Here is a 24,583-nt window from a genome sequence, read left to right on the forward strand (position 1 = left end):
TGGATAGCATGGTTGATCAGGGTATTCAGCGATGCGTTTTTCCCTACGAGAGAAATGGTGTACATTTCTCGGTAGTATTCACTAGAGAATCCGGAAAAAACAACAAACCCTTAGCCCTACTTTTTGGGGCTACCGGTGTAAACCCGTTTGCATTTATATTTTACGGGACGTTAAATCTTCATTTTGACGCTTTTCTGGACAATGAAGAATATAGAAGGCTGTGCAATTATTTGGGTTTGCGTTATGACCCTGCTATGCCGTTTTCTACCTCTGCCTTTTTACAAAATTTTGCTGCTAGTGGGCAGATACCGAATGGCGCGAACCCTTTAGTAGTCCCTGATCCTCATCAAGTACCCGCACCTGCACGTTTTGTTGAGGATGCTGAGCGGCCATATTTTCATGGGTGGAGACAACTACCAGTCAATCAACAAGTAACCGATGGTAATTATAGGCGGACTCTGTTTTCTTTTGGATTGGCCTACGCCGATTATTGCAGGCAGCAGCGTATCTCCTCTTGCTGGACTGCAATAGAAAGAGATGCCCAAAGAGCTGTGGCGCCTGGAGGCTTTCCTGGTTAATGGCTTTTTGAGAAGGGCGAGGTGAATACTCGCCCCAATCCGGATGGCCTCATCATGTTTGGTGTCCGCGGACAGTAAACCGTTGGTCTCCGGATAAAGCTGCCACAGCGGATCAGGGCTGCTTTGTTTTGGCTATTATGGCTGGATCGCTGGGGACAATGCGAGCCTTTCGAAGCGTTCTGCATTGCTCTTAAGTCGTCTTGCGCAGATCGACGTTACGCCTGAAGGCGCTCCCCAATTTTGCGGAAAGATGCCAGTATCTCTTTTTCGTTCGCCCCCTTCGCTCCGGACGTATTGGCTGGAAGGACCCTGATCTGATCGCGCGTCGCCAGCACCAGCACAGCACGACGACGAGGCGTCCGCCCCGTCCTGCTCCCAACCAGGCGCTCCAGTTGCTCGACCTTCCCCAGAAAGGCCCCATCCATGGGCTGCGCAGGCACAAGGCTTTCATCCTTGTTATCGTCGCGATGGAAGCGGCCCCAGGCCAGCATCCCGGCAAACGGCGTGCTTCCGTCCGCCTGTACCTGTGTCGTCGCCGTCCGCAGGTAAGACGCGATTTCCGTCAGGTGCGTACTGACATCGCCCATGAGGGCCTTGCTGTCCCGATGGTTTTCATTCGCGATCTTGCCGATCAGGGCCTTGACCTCTGGCGGGAGGTTCGAGCTGCCGGTCTCGATCTGGAAGTCTCCATTCTCCAGCGTTTCGACAATGCCCCATGTCTCGGCGTCCGGATCCACACCATGCCCGGACTTGGGAGAGGGGAGCATGACCGGACGGGCGCGGCGGACCTCGCCGGAGCGTCCATTGATGTCGGCAAAGAAGGTCTTGGAATGAATGACGCGGCCGCCGAACATCGTCACGGCCTCACCTTCGATCAGGCTTTGCAAATCGTTCCAGGGCAGACGGGAAACTTCGCGGACCTCAGCCCCTGAGCCGTTGTAATAGCCGTAGCCATCATTCTCCACGCGGGTGGCCTGTGTCACCTCAACCTTGTCGGCCTGCTGTTCCAGCCATTCACGGGTCTTCATGGCATCCTGAAGCCGGAGCGCATGGGTAAGGTTGGCATTGCCAAGAAGCGAGAAGGCCTTTTCGCCAATCCGGGCCGTCAGGCCGGGCAGATCCTGAAACGAGATCCAGAACATGCAGTTCAGGCCACGGCCCATGGCGAGCATCCGGTCCATGCCGTCCGTTACATAGGCGGCCAACTCATCGAAGAAGATCTGGAACGGCGCATCGCCGGCACCGGCCTTCAGCTTGAACACTTCGCTGGCAGAGCCGTGCAGCTTGGCCCCGAGAAGCTGGGCCATGACGCCGCGCAGCGAGGCCACGACGATCTTGCCCAGGCCCGCCAGACTGTCTGATGAGTTTTCCAGCGATGGCAGGATGACGATCAGGATGCGGCGGTTCAGGACCACATCGCGCATGATGATGTCGGCCGTCTCCGCACTGAAGATATGCCCCAAACTCACGCCAAGCTGGGTGAAGACGCGCGAGAAATACATCTTGGCATAGCCGTGCTGCTCGGACGGTCTATTTTCCTTCTGGGCGTTCCACTCCAGAGAGGAATCATAACCGGGCAGCTCGCCGAGGTAGGCCTGAAGTGGCCAGAGCACATCGTCCGGAATATCCTCGACCCTGCGCTCGATGGCCTGATTGGAACCGGGATTGCGAATGAGGAAGACCTTGTGCCGGGCGAGGGTGCCGATCCAGCGCAGGTCGGTCGCATAGCGGATGGCGTCGATATTGATGGGGATGCCGTGCGTGTCGCGCATCCAGACGAGGGCCGGAACCACTGTGCCGATGAGGCCGACAGCGCGGTCGCGGAACACGCCATTGGAATCATTGGCCGACTGTTCGCCAAGCTGGCTGACCAGCATTTCGCGAATGGCGTCCGCATTCCCGGTGGCAAACGGGTTGAAGGTGTTGGAATCCCGGGTGCCGGAGGCGGCGAGGAAGTTCAGCGCCAGCACCTGGTCATCGAGCCCAAACCGCCTTGCGAGGGCCAGCACATCGCCGTAGACCGTGTTGTCGCCCTTGGCGTCCACGAGGATGCAGCCGGAGCCATGGGCCAGGGCGTTCGTCATCAGGGAGACAATGGCCGTGGTCTTGCCTGATCCGGTGGTGCCCGGAATGGCCGCGTGCTGACGGGCCGCGTCAGAGGACATCCAGAGCTGGCGTCGGGTGCGGGCTTCCGTGCCGAGATAGAGAATGCCGTTGGCCTGACGGGCCTTGCGATCTTTGGGATTGAGATCGTTCGCATCCTTCAGCCCGCTGTAACGCGGCATGTGGAGCGGGAGGCGCTCAGGACGGAGGACCACCCAAGCCGCGACGGCCGGGGCCGCGAGGATCAGCGCGCCATCTATCGCGGGCACGAACCAGCCCAGACCGACCCCGACGAAGCCAAGCCATCCGGCCAGAGGGGAACGCAGCTCTTCCTTCGTTTTCGTCCAGAACGGGCGGGTATCGCGGTATGTCTTTCCCCGCTCGACCTGCTGATGGCCAAGGGGGGCACCAATCTTGCGAGCCGTCATGGCCTCAGTGCTCCAGACCGAATGGCGAACCGGCCTGCGCGGGCGCGGGTGCCGGGGATGGCATTTCCAGATGGGCGGGCTGATGCAGCGCCTTCAGGATCTGTTGTGGTGCCGTGGGTGCCGCAGCTTGCGGCTGAGTCTCCAGCGGGCCGCTGGAGGGCAACGGCGGAAGAGGTGCGGATTCCGGCATGGTGGGAGCCGACGCGTGCAGGCCCCCAAAAGTGTACAACAGACCGGCACAGACGGCGGCTGTTGCGGCAACCGGCAGGAAGCGGCGGATCCGGCCAGGTGCGACGGCCTGAGTTCCAGCCGGGACGATCTCGGCCTGAACGGCCGCGGGTGGCAGGGCTTGCGGAAAATGGAGATGGATCGGGGCCGTGTTTCCCTCCTCGATGTCGAGCGTGAGGGGAGCGTTCTGGCCGTGCTGGAGAATGATGCGGGTCATGAAACTGTCTTCCAAGTGGAGCGGAGCGTGGAGAGGGCGCGATCAAGCACCGGGATGTAGAGGGGGCGACGCAGACGCTGTTCCTCGGACCAGTGGGCACGGGCGCCAGCGGCTTCGATCCGGGGATTGGGATGCACGTCTTCGTTCGGGTTTTCACTGGGGTAGCCCAGAGAGTGCAGGGCGTACCAAAGCGGCCGGTCGATGAGCTTGATGATGGCGAAGGCGGGCGGCGCCAGCACACCAGCCTCAAAGCGGGCATCGCACAGAAGCGTCATAAGGGCGGTCGTGGTCCACCCGTGACGGTTACAGCTCTGCGCGATCGTGGCCTGCACATCGGGATCTGCAAGGAAGTCCTGCGCGTTCTTCAGGACCGCTGCGGGCACCTTCAGGCTGACCTTCGGGCCGGTATCGCCATCAAGTCCTGCGTCAGTCAGACCTTCTGACAGTTGCCCGAGCAGGGTCATGGCCTCATCGCGACGCTTGAGTTTGTGCAGCGCAAAGGCCGCAAAGAGCACCTGGGCCGCAGGTGGGGCCGCGCCCGGACCGGCCGTTGTGTAGCGCGGGCCGAGCTGACGCTCGAAGGCTTCCTGCGCGCAGACCTCACTGAAACTACCATCGGCGGCCGTGGCAAAGCGGCTGCGCCATTCGTCAGCCGTCAGGGCCGGGTCGGCCGGAAGAGGTGCCCCGTTAGAAGGCGCAACCAGCCGGGTGATGCGGCGCTTGGCGAACCCGCGCAGGGTCGGAAACATTTTTGCCTGCACGGCAATCAGGCCTTCGAGATCAAGGACAGCCCGCAGCGCCTTGTTCTCCCCGAAGAAGAGACACAGACCTGCGCAGATCCCGCCGACCAGGACTGCAACCCACCGGAGCTGCAGACCGACGATGGACAGGCCGTAATAGAGCTGGATCAGGCGAATGGACGCCGGATGGTGCAGGGCCTGATGAAGCTGGAGATTCAGACGCGCCAGCTCAGGCGTGCGCGGCAGGATGCCGATCTGCCAGATCAGGGCCTTGCAGTAAAAGCGGCTGATCTCGGTGTGGAAGGTTGACCAGACCATATAGGCCAGGACAACGCTGCCGAGCAGCGCAACACCGGCCAGCATCAGGGTAATCTCGCCTGACGAGCGCGAGCCTGAGGACCGCGAAGCTGTGCCGCTCATGCCGGGTCTCCTTGATGGCTGGTTCGGATCAGAGTCTGGGAAATCTCGTAAAAGCGCTTCAGATAGGCCGTGCCAAAGCGGGGCGTGTGGGAGTGATAGCCCGCGACGGCCTGCCAGAGATCACCTTGGGCCTTGGCCATTTCCTGCCCGAGGATCCAGCCGCCCGCTTCGAGATTGGCGCAGGAGTTATTCCGCAAGGCCGCGTAGGCACGGGACGGGGTAGTGTGCCAGTGCCGCGCAATCTCGGGGACGTGGATCGTATTGACCTGCATGGGGCCGAGATCGGACGTCCCGTTCGTATTCTGCACGGCCTGTCCGGGATGACCGCCTTCGACATAGAGCAGGACCAGCATGACGCCTGCTGGCACATGCGCGTTATGGGCTGACTCTTTGAGGCAGGCTGCGATCTGGCGTCCGCCATCGTCCTCGGCCAAGGCAGCCGGGGCTGCGATGAGGGCCGCGAGGGCCAGCGGAAAGAAAATCCGGGTTTTCATGCGGCTTGCTCCTTCTGGACGGAGACCGGCTGAAGACGCGCCATGCTCGCCTGCCAGAGGCCGTTCAGATCGCACAGGTTGATCTGCCCGTTCTGAACCGGGAGGGCATCCAGCACGTCGAGCAGACAGAGCAGGACCGTCACGGCAGACTGCGCGTCATGGTCGAGGACGGTCACGCCGAGGGCGGCTTCAGGATCATCGACCAGCTTCAACCCAAAGCCGTGCCGAGTCATTTCAAACCAGAGCGCCTCGGCAGTAATCAGGAACGCTGGCAGGAAACCGCTGCTGGACGCCGCGACCGTACTGGCGCAGGGGGTTGAGTTGGTGGCATCGCTCAGAATGACGCCGAGGCCCTTGCGGTCGATGGCCCGGACCAGAACGTCCGACAGGAGCGTGACTGCAGGAGAGGGGGTCATCCGTAGCGCCTCCGCTTCCAGGTCGGCCGCCCGGACCGGACGGGGCCGGTGATGAGGCGACGGACAGTTCTGAGGGCAGCCGGCAGCGTCAGGCCAAAGAAGCTGATCGTTGCAAACAGGGCGGTGCCCAGAGCGCCGATATACAGCGTCGTCCAGCTCCAGTACGTGACCGTCACAAGGAGCGGGAGACAGGCCCGGCCATCAAGGATAGCCAGACGGACAGGTTGTGCGGTTGCGCGCCACATCAGGCGTCTCTCCTCCAGGCATCGTTGGCCGTCTTTTCAGTAATCAGCCCCTCTTCCAGGGCTTTGCGGATAGCGACGGCGTAGCTCTGACCGTCGCTCTCGATGGCCTGCGCCACGAGGTCGGGCCAAAGCTCGCTTTCGGTTCGCATAAGCTGACGGCGCAGATCCTGATGAAAGGTCAGGAACTCGCGCACAGCCACACGGCCCCCGCCGACCCGCTCCAGAAGACGCTGGTTGATGACAAAGCGCAGGGACTGCGCCAGCGCGCTCACGAGGTTGTCGCGTTCAGCCCGTGGGCAGAGTGCAATGGCACGCTGGATCATGAGCGGGCCGTTATCGGCGTGAATGGTGGTCGAGAGCTTGCCGCCTGTAATGGCGCAGTTGATGGCCGCCTCCATGGTCGGGCCGTCACGACATTCGCCGAGAACCAGATCCGAGTTTTCACGGCGCATCGAGCCCTCGACAAACAGCGGTGGTGTCAGATTGGGCGGGCGGATCTCGGTCTGGGTGATCCGGTTGCCGTTGGGGGGCTTGAGGCTGTCGAAAAGGAACTCGATCGGCTGCTCGCCTGTGGAAATGTTGCACGAGACGGTCGGATCCATCAGCCGGTCATGGATCAGTCCGAACTGTAGTGTCGTCTTGCCCGATCCCGTCGCTCCTCCCGTGAGCACCATGCCGCTTCTGAGCAGGTTGGTGTCGCGGATCTCCTGCTCGACCCGCTGCTTATCCAGACTGTCCGGCAGGGTCGGGATGGGCCGGAAGACAAGATTCATGCCCGGGCCGCGCATGGTCTGTACGGGAAATATATTGATCCGAAAGCGCAGGGACTCACGGCGGTTGAGCGTGACGCTATAGGCCGTATCGAGCTGAAGGCTGATCAGGACACGCGCCGAGCCGTCCGCCCCATAGACGTGATCCACGATCTGCTTGAGATCCAGCGATGTCGTGGGGTCCATGGTGGCGTAGCGGTTGCGGCCATGAACCGTCAGCGTGGCGCGATGACCGGTCAGCAGGTCAATCCGCGACGCGCCGAGGCCGTGTGCCCATTTCAGGAAGTCATCGAGACCGGGTGCATGTTTCCGGGCTTCGGCGACCCAGGGATATTCGCGCTTCGCCCGCTCGTGCGCCCAGGTGTCAGCGTCACGCAGTTTGAGGACGGCGCTCATCGGCAGTCCTCCGGATAGGCAACACGGGTGCGGGCCTGAAGACCGGGCTGCCCGGTGATGCGGATCACGCGGTCGCCGAGATGCAGACTGTCCCCGCCGCCCACGGCCTGACGGTTCTCGAACACCACGCGCGGCTCTTCGACACGACCGGCCCGCAGAAGGACGCGGTAGCGGGCCATGCCGGTGATGTCGCGCTGAAGGCGCGAGAGATCGGCCAGGTAGATCTCATCCGCTACCTTTTCTCCGGAGGCCCAGCCTTCGGCCACCCAGTCGTTCCAGTGCCGCACTTCCTTGTCGGTGTGTGGCAAAGCGGATGAGGCCGGATGACGCGGCCTGTTCCAGGAGCGGATCAGATAGGTGCGCCAGTTCGGAGCGGCAGAGGTGAGCTGTGCCTCACGGGTAATCTCGAAGACACAGCGGCTTTCATGGGCGATGGTGCCGGTGTCGTTCAGGGCGAAGGCCATCTGCGCCTGACTGACGATCGGCGGCTGCATGAGGGTCTGGCCATCACCGACCGGCAGGACGAAGGGACGGAAATCAAAGGTCGTGTCGAGGATGGGCTCGTTGTGCCGCAGCATTTCATTGATGGCAAAAGAGCGCGCCGCCTGTCCGCCCTGTGCGCCGTAGGTCAGTGCGGCCTGACGGATCTGCTCGCGTCGGCCCGGCTTCAGGTCATCGCCTGCTTCATCGTTCGGCCGCGCGTCCTGCAAGGCTTCGAGAGACGGCGGAGCCTCGCCGCCTGTGATGCGGTCGAGCTGAAGCGCGCCTGTGACCGGGGTGTTGGCCGGATTGCCCAGGGCCTCATCATTGGCGTTGACCTGATCCGCGCCTGGTTCAGGCGGGTTGGGCATGGAGACGAGCGTTCCGCTCCGGGCTGGCGGAGGAAGAGAGCTTGTGGACGGCATGATGGTGCCGTTGTCGGCCGCACCTGCGAGGGCGGGAAATGCGAGGAAGGCAGCCGTTGCGAGGCCGCAGAGCAGGGCGCGATCAGCCATGGTACGTCACCGAGATTGCGTGGGAGAGGGGATCGACAGAGACGGTGGCCTGATCTCCCGCCTGCTCGCCGAGCGCGCGCAGGTGGTCAATCACCGGGGCCACGGCATTGATCTGGACAGCGACCTTTCGATGCGGGCCGAACGCGGTCACGCTGTAGCCGATGTCCTTGCCGAGTTTGCGCACCGCAGGCTCAAGCGGCCCTTGCCAGACGAACCAGACCTGACGCTTGAGGTCAGCGGGCAGGCCGGGATCCGGCGTCATGGGCGGCGGGGTAGGGCGCAACGTGCCGAGCTGGGCCAGATCCGCGTCGGTCGTGGCGATGGCGCGTTGCAGCGCAAGCTCGGGATTGGCCATGCCTGTTGTCGCAACAGGTTCGGGCGGTTTGGTGGCGCAGGCCGAGAGGGCCAGCAGAAGAACGGGTGTCAGAAGGTAGTGGTGTCGCATGGATCCCTCCAGATGTTGGAAGGATCATCGCGAGCCTATCTGCGACTTTCAGAAAAAAACCTTACGGCGGTTCATCGCCATTCAGGGATGAGTCTTGTTTACCCCGTTTTTTTGTGTTGCTTTTGTTGAACATATGTTTGACAAACATTTCTAGTAAGTCGGTCCGATAGAGAAGATACGCGAGTGCCAGTGAGTGCCGCAGAGTAAAGAGAGATCCTGACACGATGCCCCAGATCACTGCAAACACAGCCCATTTCGGAATGCGGCTCGAAGCCGATTTCAAAGAAGAGTCCTTCAGGAAGGTCAAGGAACTCGGAACGACGCCTGCTGACCTGTTTCGGGACGTTCTTGAATATGTCGTCAGAAACAACCGTCTGCCGATCCGCAAAGAAGTCGTGAGCGACGATGACGCCGTTCTTCTTGATCTGGTCAAGAAACGCCTGAAGAACCCGGGGGAAATTATGAGGAACGTGAGCCTTGACGATCTACTCTCTGGACATCCCGGAAGTCGTAAGGGATGAACTGTACGCTCTGGATTATAGCGTTGCAGAACGGTTTTTAAAAAAACTTCGCAAGATCCTGCACAACCCCCATGTTCCAAAGAACAAGCTACGCGGTTTGCCGAACTGTTATAAAATCAAACTGCGTGATGATGGCATCCGGGGCGTTTATCAGGTGCATGATCAGGAGATCAGTGTGCTTTTGATCGCTGTCGGCAAGCGCGACAAAAGTGCAGTTTATGAAACTGCAAAAATCCGATTGTGAAAACAGGGGGGCTCTTGCCCCCTTCTTTTGTCGGTGGTGTGTCCTAGGCCGCCGCCCGTTGTTGCTCGTCCATGGCTTCCAGGCGTTCGTACAAGCCGCCTGCAATGCCCTGACCTGAGAGAATTTCCTCGACCAAAGCGTCCATGACCCCCTGTTGGGCCTGTTCGTCCTGAAGAAACGAGCTTTTCATCGCCAGAGCCTTGCGGCGTGCCAGTTCCTTTTCCGCACTCCCGCCTGGAAACACGATGGCAAGGCACCGCAAGGCGCGGCTTGAGGGCATCCGGGCGAAGAGACGCGACCGCAATGCGGTATCGTTCGGCGTGCTGGAGAAGGCCCAGAGTTCGATGGGGCCGAGCACATTGACCAGAAGCTGCTCGTATTTGCCCTCGGCCGCGTTCATCACCACGAAGAACGGCGCACCGTTGCGGCCTGGACCGGGCAGGCGGTTGCGCACTACATAGGCGCTGGCAGGTGTGAGCTTGAAGTTCTCGATCATCTCGTTGGCCTCGCGCTCGTCGCCGCATTTCAGGATCCAGCGGGCCGTGGACTGGCCGACGAGATCGGCGCTGAAATCGCCGCTGCGCTGGCTGATGAACGAAAGCTGGACGTTGTGCTTACGGCCTTCACGAACGTCGCGGATCGCCTGCTTATCGACCTGCGGAGCCTCCTTGGGACGATGCCACTCTTCGAAATCGAGGCGCTTGATCGTCTCTTTCATCTCGGTGAAGCGGCTGCGGTGATACTCCCGCACATCGTCCGGCATGACCGGCAGATCCGCATATTCCGGGTGCAGGAAGAAGTTACGGCCGATCAGGTAACGGCCGAGCATATACATCAGGGCCGTCTGCCGGTTTGCACTCTCTGAACCCTGTGGCGCGACACGGGCCAGATCCAGCACGATGATCCGGGCATCACCGAGATCAAGCTGGGTCGGCTCTGAGAGCGTCGGATATTTCTTGATCGCCGCCATGATATAGCGCTCGAACGCATCAATGAGCGTCTCGTGCGTCGGCAGGATGATCTTGGAATAGCGATTGAAGATCTCCGGCGCGCGGGCCGCTGCAATCAGATCCTGAAGAATCGGAACCGCGTGACGTTGGGCCATCCCTGCCAGACGATGCTCGCCCGCAGCGATCAGAGCCGTCACCACGTCCCGCCACCAGGTCGGATCCGCGCTGTCGAGATCGCCTTCGGCCGCAGCGTGGTGCGGGAGCTGGAGGCCGAGGCGGTGGATGGCCTCATCCACACTGGGCTCGATTCCTTCGCGGTAGTGCTTCGGATTGCCGCCCGCAAAGCCCGTGCATTGACGGTAGGCCTCCGGGATCACATCGCCGACGAGCTGGTCCATCCCCTCGAACGGGATGCCATCGAGCGGTGTGGCCAGCAGCGACACGAAATTGTCGATCGCGACCTCTTCGAGCGGCAGCGGGTATTCGAGGCCGACCTGAAGGTCGAAGATATTGACCTCAAACCCCGGAGCCATCTGCATTTCCACGAAGATGGCCTCATGGGCACGATCTGGCCCGAGCGCGTTGCGGACCATTTCGATGAAGCCGAGAGACGCATGGCCGATGTCCAGCTTCGCCAGCAGCGGCAGCTTGACGCCATTATTGCCCATAGCGGCAGAACTCAGGAGCAGGCCGAGAAGAATGGTGTTTCCGAGCACGGTCTTACCGCTGCCTGGGGGGGCTACGATAATATCCGCGATATGTTCGCGCACACCACCGCCAGTCGGATCGAACGGCCAGATCCCGCCATCGGGCTTGCGAAAAAGGATGGAGCCTTGCGGGAAGGGGGAGGCGCTTCGCATCCACGGCATCATGCCCATGGCATCCCCCAGAGGCGCAAGAGACGGGGTGGCCGTAGAGCCCAGAGAGAGCACGGGCACCGATCCCATGGCGGCCTCAAGCGGATCGCCCGGTACCCGGGTCGTTTTGCAGCCGCCCCAGCTTTCAATGCCCTGGGACAGATCGGCCGCACGGCGACGCAGCAGCTTGTCTTCGCCGACCGGAGCCCAGGTGCTGGCGGTCATCCGCATCCGGACGGAATTATGGTTTTCCTTCTCGCGCTTGGTTTTGATCGCCTGAAACGCCCGCGTGATGTCCTTGTTGCCCGGAAACATGCCAAGCATCGTGGCCCCCGTTTCCTTGATCGCGAACGCGGCCTTGCCACCGCCTTCAAGGATGATGGAACTCCGCCAGGGTAGGCGCTTGCGGCCCAGAGTGTTGAGCAGTTCGGAGAACGGGCGCGGATCCTCGGGACCGAGAAGCATGTCCACGGGCGCATAGGTGTAGTCGCCGACCGTCACGAGCTGACCGCCCTGATTTTCGGCGTCGGCATTAAAGATCTGGTCGCGCAGGGACGGCCAGAGCAGATTTTCAGTCTTTTTGCTCTGTTTTTCGTCATCCGGGAGCCGCGCCATGACACGATCGCCTACTAGCGTCGGCTTCCAGCCGCTTCCGGCCGTCTCGCGATAGAGCGTCTCACGCGCCAGCGTGATGGATTCATCGGCGCGCAGAAGCGTCGTGGAAATACCGAGATTGGACATGCTGTCCTGCACGCGCGCGACAAAGGCGTCGTGACGACCGGCCATCAGTTCGGAGCGCAGGGTAAAGCGCTGGCCGCTCCCCGCTTTTGGCCACGCCTTGACCTGCTCTTTCCGCTCCGCCGCCACCTGCTTCTTTTCTTCACGCGTCAGAACGGCCGGTCGGGTCCACAGAATGTAGCAGGCATCTTCCCACCGCATCACCTGAGGCCACCGCAGGCGGCGCTCATTGATGATGTCGTGGAAGTCGGCGTTCATCATGCGTGAAATCTGCTCGCATCCGTTGAGCGCGAGCAGATCGACGGCCACGCGGGCCTGATCGGGATCGGAGATGTACCAGCCTTCGATCGCATGGCCAGTGCCTTCGAGAAGGCCTTGCAGCTCGATGCGCTGTTGCTCGGCGATGGCCTCCACGTCCGCACGCGAGCACATGGTGCGCAGACCGTTCACGCGCAGGACAGAGACGTACTCGCCCCGCAGCGTCACGAGCCGGTCGTGATGTACGGCATCTGTGTGATTGGTCTCGACGTCGCAAAAGGATTCGAGGGGCTGACGAAGGAAGAGGCTCGCGCTGGCAAGCAACTCGGTCAAAAAGCCAGACATTGGAAACTCCGCGTCAGGATGGGGTAAGAGCAAGGGCCTTGTCGAGGAAGGCCGGATAAACGTCAGCGCCAGCGTCGAGCAGTCTGCCGGTCGGCAGAATACGAAGGCCTGCGCGGAGCAGATCGAGATTGCGTCGGACGGCTTCATCGGCGCTGCCACACAGGCGCATGGCCGTTGTGACCTGACGGATGGAGCCCGATTGCAGCCGGTGCTCGGCTTCCGCGCGCCGACTTTCGAGCAGACGCAGGAGCGTCATGGGTGTGCGGAAAGAGGGGGAAAACTGCGTGCCGAGCAACGGGTCCGGGATAGCCTTGAGGATGGTTTCCCAGAACTGGCGGTCAGACTGACCCTGCTGGCGGGCCATCAGGCGGAGCGTCTGATGGGCGGTCCGGGCGAGGAACATCAGGCGGGCCTGGGACATTTCGGGCCACCAGACGAGCATGGCTTCGGCGTCGATGGCTGCCCGCGACGTGTCCTGAAGAAGATTACACACCGGGCAGACCCGGAAACCGGCCTCTGAGGAGGGACCGGTCCAGGGGAGACCTGCACCGGGCGACGGCAGGCCGCAGCACGCGCAGGTGAAAGACCCATTCGACCCGTCTTTCCCGGGCCGGATCTCCTGGTCGAGACCAGGCTGGAGGAAGAACGGATCGGAAGTCATGTCGGCTTACTGGAACTGGTAGCTCTTGGCGGTATTGCTGATTTCAGCATTCCCGTTGGAGGCCGTGTTCGCAGAGTTGTTGATCCACTTCGGACCCGTCGCAGCCACACCGGCCAGAACAAAGCAGACGACGCCTGCAACAGCCATGCCGGGACGCTTGGTTTCTTCCTTCTGGGATTTGTAGAACAGCACGATGCCCGTCACGAGGGCGACAATGGCCAGACCGTAAAGGGCTGCGGCAGACCCGACACCGATGGTGTCCGTGCCTTCCTGCGCCATGTTCTGGATCTGCTGTCCAAGACCGTTGCTCGACGCCGTTCCACCAGCAGCGGCAAGAGCGTTACCGGCCATGACCATCGGCAGCATGGTGGCTGTCGCGACGGTTGCGCCGATCTTCGTGAGAGCGCGGGAAGCAGACGGGGTTGTGTGGGATGTCATGAGTTGGTTCTCCGTTGTGAGGGACAATCCCCTCTGCCGATCAATCTGACCGCGTGATCTGCGACTGAGGCGGCAGAGAGGTATTTTTTTCGTCAGCCCGTTTCAGGGCCAGAAAGAGAGGATCCAGGTCGCGTCCTTGACCGGATTGAGGAGCATGACGCCAAAGACGTACTGGATGCCGCAGCCAAGGCGTTCGCGGTTCGAGCGGCCTCTCTGGATGGCAAACCAGGTCAGGACGGCGAAGAAGCACGTCCAGGCCCCGAACATCTGAAAGAACAGGGCGAAGTCCTTGATGATCGCCATGATTGCGTCTTTGGGGCCGGTGCCGGTGATCAGGCTGTCCGCCGTGCTGTAGCTGGTGGCTGCGTCGCCCAGAGTGACCTGCACGTCCGTTCCGGCCGAGGCCGTGCTTTTGGTGAGGATGACGTTGAACGAGGCGAAGACACCGCACAGCACGAGGGACAGATAGGGCAGCCAGGGCTTGTCCTGCAGGGCCTGAATGGTCGGGTGGTAATACTGATAGATCCCGATCAGGCTGAAGATCAGGCAGGACACGGCCGCCGCATAGCAGGCCGTGGGCAGGAGCCAGCCCATGCCAACGGCGATTTCGTGGACGAGATTGACAAGGCCTTCCATGGTGGCCTCCTCAGTTCAGGTCGCCATGGGCCGTGTGCAGAACCCAGGTGGCGCCCTGCTGGCTGATGGTCAGGACCGCGCCGTAGCCCGGAATGACCGTGCCAACACCCACCTCGAACTGACGGTCCTGACCGCTCGGGGCCGCGCTGTCTTCGATCATGGCGAGCTGCGGTGAGGCCGCAACGATCCGGTAATGATGGATCCAGGCAGGCTTTGGAGCCGGTGCGGCGACGGCGGCCGGAGCGGGTGGGGCGCTCGACGATGAGAGGGCCGGAGCCTTGGACGCTGGCCCGTTCATGGCAGCGCTTAGAGCGGCACGGGCCTTTTCGGCAGCGGCATGGGCCTGAGCGGCTTCGTCCGCACCGGAGTTCTCGGCACCTGTCACGGCGTGACTGGCTTCGACCAGGGAGATGCGCCGTGTCAGATCATTCAGCTTGTCTTCTTCAGCCTTGCGCTGTCCTGCAAGGGACTGGCGCAGCTTTTCGACTTCGCCCCGCTCGCGCTCGATGACGCGGGCCTCGGCCGTGACGAGCTGAAGCACGTCGATCTGCTGCTGGGTCGCCATGGGCGCGGCCTGTAGAGTATGAGCCGCCTGCACGGGATCCGCAGGAGGCGCGGCAGGTGTAACCGCAGGCGCATCCGTCTGGGCTGCTGCGGACTGTGGCGGTGCGGGCGGTGTTGCAACGACGGCAGCGGGCGCGGCTTTCGCGGCCGGTACGGAGGCAGGCGGGGCCGCGGCAGTCTTAGGATGGCCGAGGGTCTGCATTTCCGCCAGATCGGCGCTTGCGGGCGGCGGTGCGGACGGAGCAGGTTCAGGGGCCTGAGCCACGGGCGCGGCCGTCTGGTCCATGCCCACTTCCTGACCCGGTGCCGAGACAGGGTGATGATGGTGGCCACTGGTCGCAAGAATCCCCGCGAGCAGGACCGCGCAGATCCCGAGGCCCGAACCGCCATAGAGCTTCTGGCGCGGCGTCAGAGCCTCGTAGCGAGAGATGAGGGGTGTGAGAAAAGAAGCCGGGCCTGACAGTGCGGGTTCCGTCGCGTGGCTGTCGTCGTGGGCCGTTGTTTCGGTGTCCTGACGCTCCGGATCATCAGACAGGATGTCATGCTGATCGGGCGGTGGTGGCGCTGCGTGAACGGGCTCCATCCGACGCGGCGCGACTTCGGTGTTCAGGTGGTGAACTGTGGAACTCATAAAAAAGATCCTTCTGGCTGAGACTGCCAGAAGGATCGGGTAACGATCTGCGACTGAGTGCGGAAAATCAGGGCTTATCAAGAACAGGATCCATGAACATCACACCGACATTCACGTTGGCGGCGAGGATGATCCGCGTGCGTGTTGGCGTATCCTGTGTCAGGGCGCTGTTGACGGCCGAAGCCGCACTTCCTGCGGCGACGCCGAGCTGCTGGCCCATGTTCAGACGCTGGATATAGTTCATGCCGCCCAGGGCGCTGTAACTGCCCGAGACATTGGACGTGGTTTCGATGGCCTGCCCAAGCCCCTGCACGAAGGCTGCGGCGGCAGGCATGACGAACCGCTGTATGATCAGGGGATCGACGCTGGAGGCGACACCCTGTTTCATGCTGTCGGGCGCCATCACCACGCCATTCGTCGATAGCGTGCGGCCCTGATGAATGATCTTGTTGACCTGCACGACCAGAAGCTGCTCGTTTCCGGGTGCCCTCGCAACCGTTGCAATCATGCGGTCGCCTGCAATGGGGCCGCTATCGGCCTCCAGCACGATCTGACCCGCCAGATCACTGTCCGTTGCCGTGACGGTATGGGCATAGATCCCGCGACCGGCCGGGATCAGGGCTGGCGCGGCGGCCGTATCATGTGAGGCCGTGGCCGCTGCGGATGCCCCTGTCGCACCATGCGAAGCCATCGCTTTCTCGGCCTGGGGCTGCGCCTCCTGCTCGGGCTTGAAGACGGCTTCCTGAAGGTCCGAGACGGGAGGCCGGGTCTGAAGTCCGCTTTCGATGCGCGCAATCTCGGCGACATAACGGGCGCGGCGCTTCTCGCGTTCCTGTTGCTCGGCCTGGGATGTCTCGCCATTGCCTGACGCAGAGTAGGCCGGATCGGTCTGGACGATCGAGGCTTGCGGAGCGGTCTCGATGTGGGGCGGCGTGGGAGGTGGTGCCGGGGACGCGATTGGCGCGTCATAGCCGATTTCCTGCGGCCGGGCAGGTGCTGGATCATCATGCGCGCCATCATACGACAGGACCGCTCCGGTCCTTTCGCCCTTGTCCCGGGTGACAGCGGGTGCCAGATCCGGGGTATAGGACTGTCCGGCGCGTTCGGATTTCTGTGCAGTCTCGGTGTTCTGCATCTGACGCAGACGGTCCTGCTCCGGGTTTGTGTTTGTGCCACCAGGCAGCGCATTCATCTCGGCAATATGCCCGGGATTGGACTTGGGCATCTGCTTGGTCTGATGGTGTGAGACAAGGAGGACAAGAGCGAGGACCGAGACGGCTGAACCCCCGAGCAGGAGCAGGCGTCGGTTCCCGCCGCGTGTCGCACTCGACAGGACGGATTTGAACTTGGGCAGTTTCGGGATCATGGCGTCATGTCCTTGAGAGACGCGGACACGGTCCGACCGGAATCCGACAGGAGAATGTAGGGGGTCTGGCGGAAGGCGTAGAGGGTGTAGCCGTCTTCGCCGCGCTCTGAACTGTCCCAGGCAGGCGTCATGAGCGCCAGCCGCGTGCGGATGTAGAGTTCATTGCCCATACGCCATGCTTGGACATCGTCAGGAGAGAGACCCTCGACGCTCTGGGGAACGGCGGAGGCCGGAGCGATCCCGGACAGCATGGCGTTCATGAAGGGCTCCGCCGTGCCGGGGGCGGCTTCCGGACCCATTTCCTGCTTCGCATTGGGGCCGTCTTCGTTGACGCGGACCGTCAGGTTGTCGTCATAGGTGCCGCGACCGGCCAGAAGCAGGAAGGAGATCGGCTTGATGGCGCCCTTTAACGTGACGAGCAGGCCGCCGCGTGGCGACAGCGACAGTGGCTCGATGTTGATGGTGTTGCTGCCAGCATAGGGAACACAGGTGTAAAACCCTGTCGTCTGCACGGCAGGAGAGCCACCTTTTCCGCCGTCCGACGAGCAGTTCTTCAGACCGTCCGGATTGGCGGATGTGCTGGTCGTGTTCCACGCAATCGGCCAGGGTGCGCCGGAGCGGTCCACGAAAGAGACGGCCGTGGGATAGCCCTTGGTCGTGAAAATCAGCGATGTCTGCTGACCGGGCGCGAATGACACGCGGATGGCTGGTCGGCTGGTCGGAGCCGCGACTTCCGTGGCGACATCTTCACGCGCCCTCTGGTTCTCTTTGAGGCGTTTACCCAGTCGATGAATCATCTCCGGTGTCAGAGGAATGGCTTCATCCTCGGCAGCCTGCTGGTCCTGCTGCTCTGGCGACAGGTGTGGCGCGGCGGGCGCGGCATCCGGAGCTGGCGCAACCGACTGAGCCATTGCGGTGAAGGGCATCAGGCCCAGGAGGCCGAGGAGGGACAGCGAAAAAGAGCGGGTTGTCATGGTGCGGATCCTCACTGCGGGCTGGCCACAAGCTGGGTAATGGCAATGCCGTCAGGGTGATCCGGGTCATCGACGCGCTCGACATGCACGGTCGCAATCAGGGTCTGGGAGCTTTCCAGATTGACGTTCTCGCAGGTCTGAACGAACGGGAACTGCACGACATAATGGTGATGACCGTTGACCATACTCTGCTGGCGAATGGTTGCGGCACGGGTCGGCTGCGCGTAGCAGAGCAGCTTGGCTTCTTTCATTTTCGCCAGATTGCCGTCCTGAACAAAGGACTGTGCGAACGTGTTCCAGCCGTTCAGGGTGAAATGCGCGCCAGCCGCGTTAAGCTGCGACGGGTAATCCCGGTAATTGATATTGTAGGGCTTGAGCGACCACTTGATGACCCAGGACAGGAAGTCTTCCTGACTGAGGATCGGGCTGTTCAGAGCAATAGCCGGGCGAGGGGCGTTGATTCCGTCCACGAAGAAATACTTCGGGAGCGGATGATACGACCAGGCGCGGGCCAGGAGCACGGCCAGCACCACCACGACGGCGGCGAGTGCGATGGACGTCTGCAAGGAACGCTCAACGATCTTTCCCTGAAAATCAGGATCGGTCAGGCGGCGGCTCAGGGATCCCGAGGAGCGGCTCATGGCGCGGTGTCTCCGTGGAGCGACAGCGGGGCTGCGGATGGCATTTCAAACCTCATGATGACTGTGTCATCGTTACCGTGACCCGTTGATCTGCGACTGAAGCTGAAAAAAGCAGAGAAATTTGCGGATCAATCGCCTGAGCGCATGACGGCAGTCTGCTGATGCAAACGACTGGTGCGGCGACCGCCACGACGTGGGCTCCAGAAGAAAAACCCTTTCTTTCCCAGGCACTCGCGGCGCATGTGATCCATCTTGTTCAGATAGATTTCATACAGGTTGGGATCGAACGTCTTGCGCATATCCTTTTTGGAACGTCGCGGGAGATGGAGCCAGCCGGACTGGCTGACGATGGTGCGATTGCTCAAGAGAAAGTCATCGGCCACAGCCTGAGGGGCTTGGTAGGCAAAATGCCGCATGGCCAGTTCGTGTTGCATTTCAACGGACCAGCGTGTGGTGCAGGCATTTCGGCTGAAGCCGATGACCAGTCCGGTGGGAGAGTTCCGGACCTGCCATCTGCGGCCCTGACGCTCTTCTGGTGTCAGACGGGACGCCTGTTCCCAGGTAAGAATGACGGATGAGTCAGCGGGAATGGCGAAAGGGTCAGCAGCAGGGCGGAGACTGACCAGCTTGCGCTGTAGGCTGCGGACACTGCGTCCCATTTTCTTGGCAATGCGCTGGAGCCCGATGCGCCGCTCACGGTGTGCCAACAGCGTGGCAACGTCAGCGTCTGTCCAGACCGCCTCGGCATAACGCTCCCGTGCGGGTAGGACCAGGGCGGCGCGTTTCTTGCGTACTGCCATGACGGTGCGGTTGAGGCGCTTTGCGATGGCGGGGAGGTCTTCGCCCTTGGCCCATGCGCGGCTGAGACGACTGATATCGCGAAGAGACCATGCCCGAGGCCCGCTTCTGAGCGGGGTGCGTTTAAGATCTAGTCCTTCCTTTTGCGCAATGGCCTCTATTTCGAGGCGGCTTATGAAAAGGGCAGCCGCGATATGCGCGACGTTCACACCTTTTATTGCCATCTTGATGACGAGTGTCCTGACTTCCTCGGAATTTTTTCCGGGAGAAATCAGGTGCTGCTCTTTTTCACTTTTAACATCAGACGAGTGAAATAACGCTTCTTCTACGCTGCCGAGGGCGGGGAGTGAGGAGCGGAGGCTGCGTGCAAACATCGTCGGAAGTCCCTATCACGTTTCAACGTATAAGGACTTATCCGATGATAGATCATCGGTTACAAGCGATATAACACCGAACGACTAAAAGTTTTCCGTTAGTTCACGGTTTTCTGTATGGCGCCGCTCAATGCGATGAAGCTGTCATTAAAAAATTCCACCTGTTCGCGGACGCTCTGGATATTGCTGTAGAGCCCGAGCGTGCGGAGAGAATTAAAAATATCTTTCTGATTGGGGAGACCAGGAAACAGATCGGCTGTAGCGATCTTTAAGGCCGCTGCGATGCGTCGAAGAGACTCAATTGATGGCTTTCGCAGACCAATTTCAATGAGCTGCATAGCCGGCGTCTGATGCCCGCTAGCTGCGCCTAATTCAGAAATACTCATCTGACGCGCAAGTCGGATATCTCTGATTCTCTCACCCAGCTGCTTTACAACAGGCTCTCGCGGATCGCTTTCTGAGGCGGTGGCACCCTTGCGGGCGGCAACATCATGTTCGCGGGCCAGATGAAGTTTTTGGATGAGGTGAGATAAAGACCCTGAAGTTTTCTGGAAAGCGTCAGCGAGCTCCAGATACTTCTGAGTTTCCTCCTCGCTGATTGTAACTTCGATCGGCAATATATCGTGATTATCAAGTGGGAGTATTTCGTTGGGAGGGGTTTTAAGGGCCAGAAGTATCTTATGCAGGGTCACATAAGATACATTTTTCCCCCGCTCGATATTTGAAATTGTCCCGACAGCCAAGTCTGTTACGAAACAGATATTTACGACATTCATCCCTTTGCCTTCCCGGACATCCTTAATTCTCTGTCCCAGGTCCACAAGGTATTCGTCAGATTGCCCGTCACTTACCTGCGTCTCTGTTTTCTTGTTCATGGCTAGTTCTCTCTCTCGGCAGGCCTACGCACCAGATTTCGGGTCCAGATACAGCAAAATACCAACGAGAGCGCCCCTGACAACTGAGTTCGTATTTAACATTTCTCCTTAGTCGCACGTCGATTTGCGATTGAGAACTTTAAGTCATTTCAGGAGAGACCGAATGTTTGTAATGTTGCCTCCAGCTCATGTGCAGCCTGCGCCCTCGGGACCAGTCTCTCTCGCGCCTCCTGTAGAACCGTCCATCCAGACTGCGCCGCCGAAGATAGTCCATCATTTCCGCATGACTGCTGGATATGGTCATCAGGTGCCACTCTCCTTCGCGATCAGACAAATCGTCCCCTCAGGAGTGCGCGTGACCTATGGCGCGGGCGTCGATCCGGGTGAGGCCGTGGACTGGCAGGGCGGTCGGGAATGGAACAAGGTTCTGGCCACCACAGTCAGCCCACTCGGTGAGCGTATCGAGGTTGGGCGCGCACACGTCACTATTTTGAAGAAATAAGCGTTAGTCGCAGATCGACTTGCTTCTCTGCTGGGACTTACCCAGGAGAGAGGCATGTCACCAGACGATCGAACACCGCACAGGGAGACCCCGCAGAGTTCTCTGGCTCCCAATCTCGCTCTCGCACGCCACAATCTGCTTGAGCATTTCCGTGTCCGGAATGGACACACGTTCGGCACCGACGGGGCGGTCACGGCCTCTCTGGCCGATCTTCTCGTGTCCCTCCCCAATGAGGAGCGGCGGACCCTTGTGTCCGAGGTGATCTCGACCGTAGCCGGTGGAGAGGATCTCGTGGCAGCCGCTGTCGCCAGCCGTGCCGACCTTGTCACCTGGACCGATAGCGAGAAGCGGGCAGAACTCTCTGCCCGGGTTTTCTCAGAGGACCGTCTGGCGCTTTTGCGCGATCTTCTTGACCCCGAAGAAGAAAGGTCGGCCGCATGAAACGGGCACCCTTTCTATTTATCGCGGCTGCCTTGTTGCTTCCCGTAGGTGCCTCCGCCGCAACACAGGGCAGTCAGGCCTGCGCCACCCTGACACGGGCCGCAGCGGACGCCGTCAACGGGCGGATCAAGGCCAACAATGCCTACGAAAAGCAGCCTGAAAGCGTCAGCGGCCTGTCGTGTCTCGACAAATTCTTTAACGGGACCGGCCTCAATCTCCTGACAAACATCGCCAACCCTGCGGCGCTGATCAATGACGTTGTCGGGCAGGTCGAAGGAGAGATCTGTTCTGCGGCCCAGAGTGAGTGGAACAACACCGTCGGGGCCGCGCAGCAGTGTGGCCTGAGCCTGAACGGTGTGAATGTCGGCCTTGGCCTCTCAGGCGGGAATGGCCTGATGTGCCCGTCCCTGAACTTTGGCGGCAACGGTCCCCAGCTCGCGGCCGGAAGTCTCGGGAACGGGGATTCCAATGGCTATGTGCGTGGTGAGCCACGCTTGCCGACCGGGTACACAAGCACACCGCTGGATGGGGTATTCTGATGAAGATCCGCCTCAATCCAACAATCGCAACGATGCTCCTCTGCACGACCGTTCTTGTCGCGATGCCGAAGCCTGCGAATGCGTTCATCGGTGAAGCGGCCGTGGTCGCGGCCATCAGCGCCCTACAGAAGTTTACGGGCAGTGCGCTGTCGTCAATGACCAAGACTCTGACGTCGCAGTTGAACAGCTCGATGGACAGCCTGACGAACCCGAACTCCGTCAGTTCTATGCTGAACAAGGGGTTCACCCAACTCAGTAATTACGAAAAGGCTGGTGTCGCCGCAGAGCAGCGGATCGCCGATGCGTCCAATACAGCCATGGCGGAGTTCGCTCGGCGCCAGCAGGATACGACAATCCGCGACGAGCACATGATGAACCCCGAGTTCTGCACGGGGATCGACGGGTCGCAGGCCACCCAGGGGGCTTCGCAGTCTGCGCGCACGGCAACACGGGCCATTGCGACAATTACGGACAGTCGGGGAGAAGCCGACGCCGGAACGCCGTCGTATTACGGCAAGGGCCAGGGCGTGGCCTCAAGCATGGCGCTGCACGGACGGCGGTATTGCTCACAGGAAGACGTCACGGCCGGTCTGTGCTCTGCTCTCTCCCGCCTGCCCAATGCGGACCAACGGGCTATTTCCCTGTTCGGGCAGGATACCCTGTCGGTTGACGGCGGTGTGGACGCTGCCAACGATTACAGCACCACACTCATTCAACCCGTGGCACCGGCCGCACTGCGCGGTGAGCAGCTTACGTCCACGTCCGGCCGCGAAGCCGCGTTGCGTCGTCGTGCCTACAACGCCCGCATGTCGCTGTCGCGCTACGTGATGAATTTCATCACCTCGCTTGAGATCCCGTCGATCAACCTGACGGATGTGCAGAAAACAGAGATGCAGGCCGAAGGGATGGCCGTTTCGGATCAGGCCTCGTGGCTGACCTCGATGAGCCTTGAGGTCAACCGTCGTGTCTCCGGTGTGACTTGGAACAAGAACCTTCAGCAGATGCCGCCCGCCACCGTGATGCGTGAGCTGGCCATCGAGCAGGCGCAGGCCAACTACCTCGCCCTGCAGAATTACCGCCTCGGCCTTTTCCAGTCCTCGCTCGCCGCAACGCAGGTGGCGCAGCACGAAGAGGAAAGCGAGGCCAAGAGACTTGCCCCGATCCCGTCCCCTAACGTCAATCCCGGAGGCTGACATGGCCCAGAACGATACCCAGCCCCCCGCCCTCGTAGACGTGTTCCAGAGCCTGGAGCGCGTGCGGCCGCAACTTGAAAAAGAGGCTCCCCAGCTTGCCGGTCAGATCACTCTGCTGGCGCAGAAGCAGCAGGATCCGGACCTCGCCGCCAATGACCGGTTTCGGACGAACGTGGCCTATGTGCTTCAGGATGCTGAGCGTCTGGTCGGTCCAGTCCTGCCTCAGGAGAGCGGGCTGCGCGAAGAGATGACGCAACGCGCCATGACCGTGCCCGGCCTGACGTCCGAGACCCTCAAGGACTTTATGCGACAGACCCCCGATCTGATGGATCAGCGGCTGGTTGACAACGTGCGCTCCGTTTCCGAGCAGGTGGCCTCCATGGGCGCTGACCAGCAGGGCAATCCGGAGATTGACGAGGTTCTGCACTCGCTAACGGATCGGGTCGCCAACGCCGCACGGTTCTCTACGCACGACCCGGAAGCGCAGACCGTCACAGAGAATGAACAAGCAGATGTCAGACCTGTGGAACCGGCCTCCGAGTTCGATGGGAGCCCTGAGCCACCGCCTTTTGAAGACGTCCCGGATGCTCCCGATCTGGATCACGAAGAAGGGCCGCAGGAGGAAGAGACTGTCGCTCCAGCGCGTTCGCCTGGACCCGAGGCCGCCGATAACAGGATGCACCCTTCGCCAGGTGGTGGTGACAGGAACAGTCAACCCGAGATGGATGGCCGCGCCCGCCCTCAGTCAACCGGAGCAGGACAAAATGAAAGCACAACCACGCAGAAGCCTGAGGGGGGAAGCAAGACTGGTCCGGCGCAGGATGCAGGGAGCCGCACGAAGACTGGTCCGTCCGAAAAGGCAGAAGACCAGCATGAGCAGAAGGACGATGAAAAGGTTGTCTATCAGGTGCGCGGTCCGGGTCTTTTTACCCGTCTCGCACAGGCCATTCGTCCCGAGGCTGTGCAGCAGACCGTAACGCCCGGGTCTAACTGGATGGCCAAGGCGCAGACGATGAACGCTGCCCATGGACAGCAGGCGGACGCCAACCATCTGGATCGGACGGAAGCCCTCGGCCTGAAGGCGCAGAGTGCTCTGGAAGCCGTGCAGAATACGCCTGCATCTTCGGTGATGCGTGAAATTGCAGACGCCGCAAAATCCGAGCCAAACGGCATGGATGGCGTGTTGAGCGAAATGCGGCCGGGAGGTCGGCATGAGGGCCTGCAATCACGATTTCAAGCCGAGCGGAGCACCAACCAGGCGTTCGCAGCGCAACTGAAAGAAGCGGGTGAAGCCGTCGCGGCCTATGGCGCTCACCGCGAAAAAGCCGCCGACATTGGGCTAGAGCGTGGGACAGAGGCTCAGGTTGAGCAGCGTTTCAACGGCCTGGACAGCAAGATTGGCGAACTCGCCAAGGGGGTGCCGGGAAAGGAAGCCGGGACCAGCATGGTCGAAGATCTCTCAGAGAAGGCGCGTGAGCTGCTGAAAAAGGCGGTCGAGGCCGTTGCCTCTGTCTTTCGGCCGTCTCCGTCCGCGTCCGCTAGCGCAAGCCCGGGAATGTAAC

General features: G+C 61.1%; 27 protein-coding genes. 8 read left to right on the forward strand and 19 right to left on the reverse strand.

Annotated elements, in window-relative coordinates; translation table 11 throughout:
• The first annotated feature begins 8 nt into the window (after positions 1-8).
• On the forward strand, positions 9-578 hold the full coding sequence (locus tag A0U94_RS15810) for a DUF6037 family protein (protein ID WP_149026845.1): 570 nt from the start codon (positions 9-11) through the stop codon (positions 576-578).
• A gap of 215 nt (positions 579-793) precedes the next feature.
• On the opposite strand, the gene A0U94_RS15375 is transcribed toward A0U94_RS15810, so the two are convergent.
• The 9 genes from A0U94_RS15375 to A0U94_RS15415 are packed head-to-tail and all read right to left on the reverse strand — an operon-like array spanning position 794 to position 8,475.
• Entirely contained in the window at positions 794-3,109 is a 2,316-nt protein-coding gene (locus A0U94_RS15375) for a type IV secretory system conjugative DNA transfer family protein (protein WP_077804188.1), read from the reverse strand.
• A 4-nt stretch (positions 3,110-3,113) separates the two neighbouring features.
• Positions 3,114-3,554, reverse strand: coding sequence for a hypothetical protein (locus tag A0U94_RS15380; RefSeq protein WP_077804191.1), 441 nt, complete (start codon positions 3,552-3,554; stop codon positions 3,114-3,116).
• Positions 3,551-4,714, reverse strand: coding sequence for a secretion/conjugation apparatus DotM-related subunit (locus A0U94_RS15385; RefSeq protein WP_077804192.1), 1,164 nt, complete (start codon positions 4,712-4,714; stop codon positions 3,551-3,553). The genes A0U94_RS15380 and A0U94_RS15385 overlap by 4 nt, the downstream gene beginning before the upstream one ends.
• The gene (locus A0U94_RS15390; protein ID WP_077804193.1) at positions 4,711-5,208 is read right to left on the reverse strand and encodes a lytic transglycosylase domain-containing protein; all 498 of its coding nucleotides are present in this window, start codon (positions 5,206-5,208) and stop codon (positions 4,711-4,713) included. The genes A0U94_RS15385 and A0U94_RS15390 overlap by 4 nt, the downstream gene beginning before the upstream one ends.
• Positions 5,205-5,624 (reverse strand): hypothetical protein, encoded by a 420-nt coding sequence (locus A0U94_RS15395; protein ID WP_077804194.1) that lies wholly within the window; start codon positions 5,622-5,624, stop codon positions 5,205-5,207. The genes A0U94_RS15390 and A0U94_RS15395 overlap by 4 nt, the downstream gene beginning before the upstream one ends.
• Positions 5,621-5,869: an IcmT/TraK family protein gene (gene icmT / locus A0U94_RS15400; RefSeq protein ID WP_077804195.1), complete on the reverse strand. Its 249-nt coding sequence runs from the start codon at positions 5,867-5,869 to the stop codon at positions 5,621-5,623. Before icmT ends, A0U94_RS15395 begins: the two co-directional genes overlap by 4 nt.
• Entirely contained in the window at positions 5,869-7,035 is a 1,167-nt protein-coding gene (locus tag A0U94_RS15405; protein ID WP_077804196.1) for a type IV pilus twitching motility protein PilT, read from the reverse strand. Before A0U94_RS15405 ends, icmT begins: the two co-directional genes overlap by 1 nt.
• Positions 7,032-8,030 (reverse strand): type IV secretory system conjugative DNA transfer family protein, encoded by a 999-nt coding sequence (locus tag A0U94_RS15410; protein ID WP_077804197.1) that lies wholly within the window; start codon positions 8,028-8,030, stop codon positions 7,032-7,034. The genes A0U94_RS15405 and A0U94_RS15410 overlap by 4 nt, the downstream gene beginning before the upstream one ends.
• The gene (locus A0U94_RS15415; protein ID WP_077804198.1) at positions 8,023-8,475 is read right to left on the reverse strand and encodes a DotD/TraH family lipoprotein; all 453 of its coding nucleotides are present in this window, start codon (positions 8,473-8,475) and stop codon (positions 8,023-8,025) included. Before A0U94_RS15415 ends, A0U94_RS15410 begins: the two co-directional genes overlap by 8 nt.
• A 224-nt stretch (positions 8,476-8,699) precedes the next feature.
• Between A0U94_RS15415 and A0U94_RS15425 the strand changes: the two genes are divergently transcribed.
• Both A0U94_RS15425 and A0U94_RS15430 read left to right on the forward strand, forming a co-directional pair.
• Positions 8,700-8,996 (forward strand): type II toxin-antitoxin system RelB/DinJ family antitoxin, encoded by a 297-nt coding sequence (locus A0U94_RS15425; RefSeq protein ID WP_077804200.1) that lies wholly within the window; start codon positions 8,700-8,702, stop codon positions 8,994-8,996.
• Positions 8,953-9,240 (forward strand): type II toxin-antitoxin system RelE family toxin, encoded by a 288-nt coding sequence (locus A0U94_RS15430; RefSeq protein WP_077804201.1) that lies wholly within the window; start codon positions 8,953-8,955, stop codon positions 9,238-9,240. Before A0U94_RS15425 ends, A0U94_RS15430 begins: the two co-directional genes overlap by 44 nt.
• A gap of 43 nt (positions 9,241-9,283) precedes the next feature.
• Here A0U94_RS15430 and A0U94_RS15435 read toward each other — a convergent pair whose 3' ends face one another.
• From A0U94_RS15435 to A0U94_RS15480, 10 genes are all read right to left on the reverse strand, one after another.
• Complete coding sequence (locus A0U94_RS15435; RefSeq protein ID WP_077804202.1) at positions 9,284-12,388, reverse strand: secretion protein; 3,105 nt, start codon at positions 12,386-12,388, stop codon at positions 9,284-9,286.
• Positions 12,389-12,401: 13 nt separating this feature from the next.
• On the reverse strand, positions 12,402-13,049 hold the full coding sequence (locus A0U94_RS15440) for a hypothetical protein (RefSeq protein WP_207728952.1): 648 nt from the start codon (positions 13,047-13,049) through the stop codon (positions 12,402-12,404).
• Between the two features lie 6 nt (positions 13,050-13,055).
• Positions 13,056-13,487 (reverse strand): hypothetical protein, encoded by a 432-nt coding sequence (locus A0U94_RS15445; RefSeq protein ID WP_077804203.1) that lies wholly within the window; start codon positions 13,485-13,487, stop codon positions 13,056-13,058.
• A gap of 102 nt (positions 13,488-13,589) precedes the next feature.
• Positions 13,590-14,123, reverse strand: a complete 534-nt coding sequence (locus A0U94_RS15450) for a hypothetical protein (protein WP_077804204.1) — start codon at positions 14,121-14,123, stop codon at positions 13,590-13,592.
• A gap of 10 nt (positions 14,124-14,133) precedes the next feature.
• Positions 14,134-15,318, reverse strand: a complete 1,185-nt coding sequence (locus A0U94_RS15455; protein ID WP_077804205.1) for a hypothetical protein — start codon at positions 15,316-15,318, stop codon at positions 14,134-14,136.
• A 67-nt stretch (positions 15,319-15,385) separates the two neighbouring features.
• Positions 15,386-16,684 (reverse strand): DotG/IcmE/VirB10 family protein, encoded by a 1,299-nt coding sequence (locus A0U94_RS15460; protein ID WP_077804206.1) that lies wholly within the window; start codon positions 16,682-16,684, stop codon positions 15,386-15,388.
• On the reverse strand, positions 16,681-17,658 hold the full coding sequence (locus A0U94_RS15465; protein WP_077804207.1) for a DotH/IcmK family type IV secretion protein: 978 nt from the start codon (positions 17,656-17,658) through the stop codon (positions 16,681-16,683). Before A0U94_RS15465 ends, A0U94_RS15460 begins: the two co-directional genes overlap by 4 nt.
• Before the next feature lie 11 nt (positions 17,659-17,669).
• Complete coding sequence (locus A0U94_RS15470; protein ID WP_015074968.1) at positions 17,670-18,299, reverse strand: DotI/IcmL/TraM family protein; 630 nt, start codon at positions 18,297-18,299, stop codon at positions 17,670-17,672.
• A 128-nt stretch (positions 18,300-18,427) separates the two neighbouring features.
• Positions 18,428-19,321, reverse strand: coding sequence for a hypothetical protein (locus tag A0U94_RS15475; RefSeq protein WP_235993407.1), 894 nt, complete (start codon positions 19,319-19,321; stop codon positions 18,428-18,430).
• A gap of 248 nt (positions 19,322-19,569) precedes the next feature.
• Positions 19,570-20,346, reverse strand: a complete 777-nt coding sequence (locus tag A0U94_RS15480; RefSeq protein WP_077804209.1) for a helix-turn-helix domain-containing protein — start codon at positions 20,344-20,346, stop codon at positions 19,570-19,572.
• 307 nt (positions 20,347-20,653) lie between these two features.
• On the opposite strand from A0U94_RS15480, the gene A0U94_RS15815 reads away from it, so the two are divergent.
• From A0U94_RS15815 to A0U94_RS15505, 5 genes are read left to right on the forward strand one after another with little or no spacing between them, the layout of a single operon-like run.
• Positions 20,654-20,848 carry a hypothetical protein gene (locus A0U94_RS15815; protein WP_149026846.1) on the forward strand — a complete coding sequence of 65 codons (195 nt, stop codon included), beginning with the start codon at positions 20,654-20,656 and terminating at the stop codon, positions 20,846-20,848.
• A 54-nt stretch (positions 20,849-20,902) separates the two neighbouring features.
• Positions 20,903-21,289, forward strand: a complete 387-nt coding sequence (locus A0U94_RS15490; protein ID WP_077804211.1) for a hypothetical protein — start codon at positions 20,903-20,905, stop codon at positions 21,287-21,289.
• Positions 21,286-21,828, forward strand: a complete 543-nt coding sequence (locus tag A0U94_RS15495; RefSeq protein WP_077804212.1) for a hypothetical protein — start codon at positions 21,286-21,288, stop codon at positions 21,826-21,828. Before A0U94_RS15490 ends, A0U94_RS15495 begins: the two co-directional genes overlap by 4 nt.
• Positions 21,828-23,021, forward strand: a complete 1,194-nt coding sequence (locus tag A0U94_RS15500) for a hypothetical protein (protein ID WP_077804213.1) — start codon at positions 21,828-21,830, stop codon at positions 23,019-23,021. Before A0U94_RS15495 ends, A0U94_RS15500 begins: the two co-directional genes overlap by 1 nt.
• Before the next feature lies 1 nt (position 23,022).
• A complete protein-coding gene (locus A0U94_RS15505; RefSeq protein WP_077804214.1) occupies positions 23,023-24,582 on the forward strand; it encodes a hypothetical protein in 1,560 nt (519 codons plus the stop codon).
• Position 24,583: the final 1 nt, after the last annotated feature.

Source organism: Gluconobacter albidus (assembly GCF_002005485.1).
Lineage (GTDB): Bacteria > Pseudomonadota > Alphaproteobacteria > Acetobacterales > Acetobacteraceae > Gluconobacter > Gluconobacter albidus.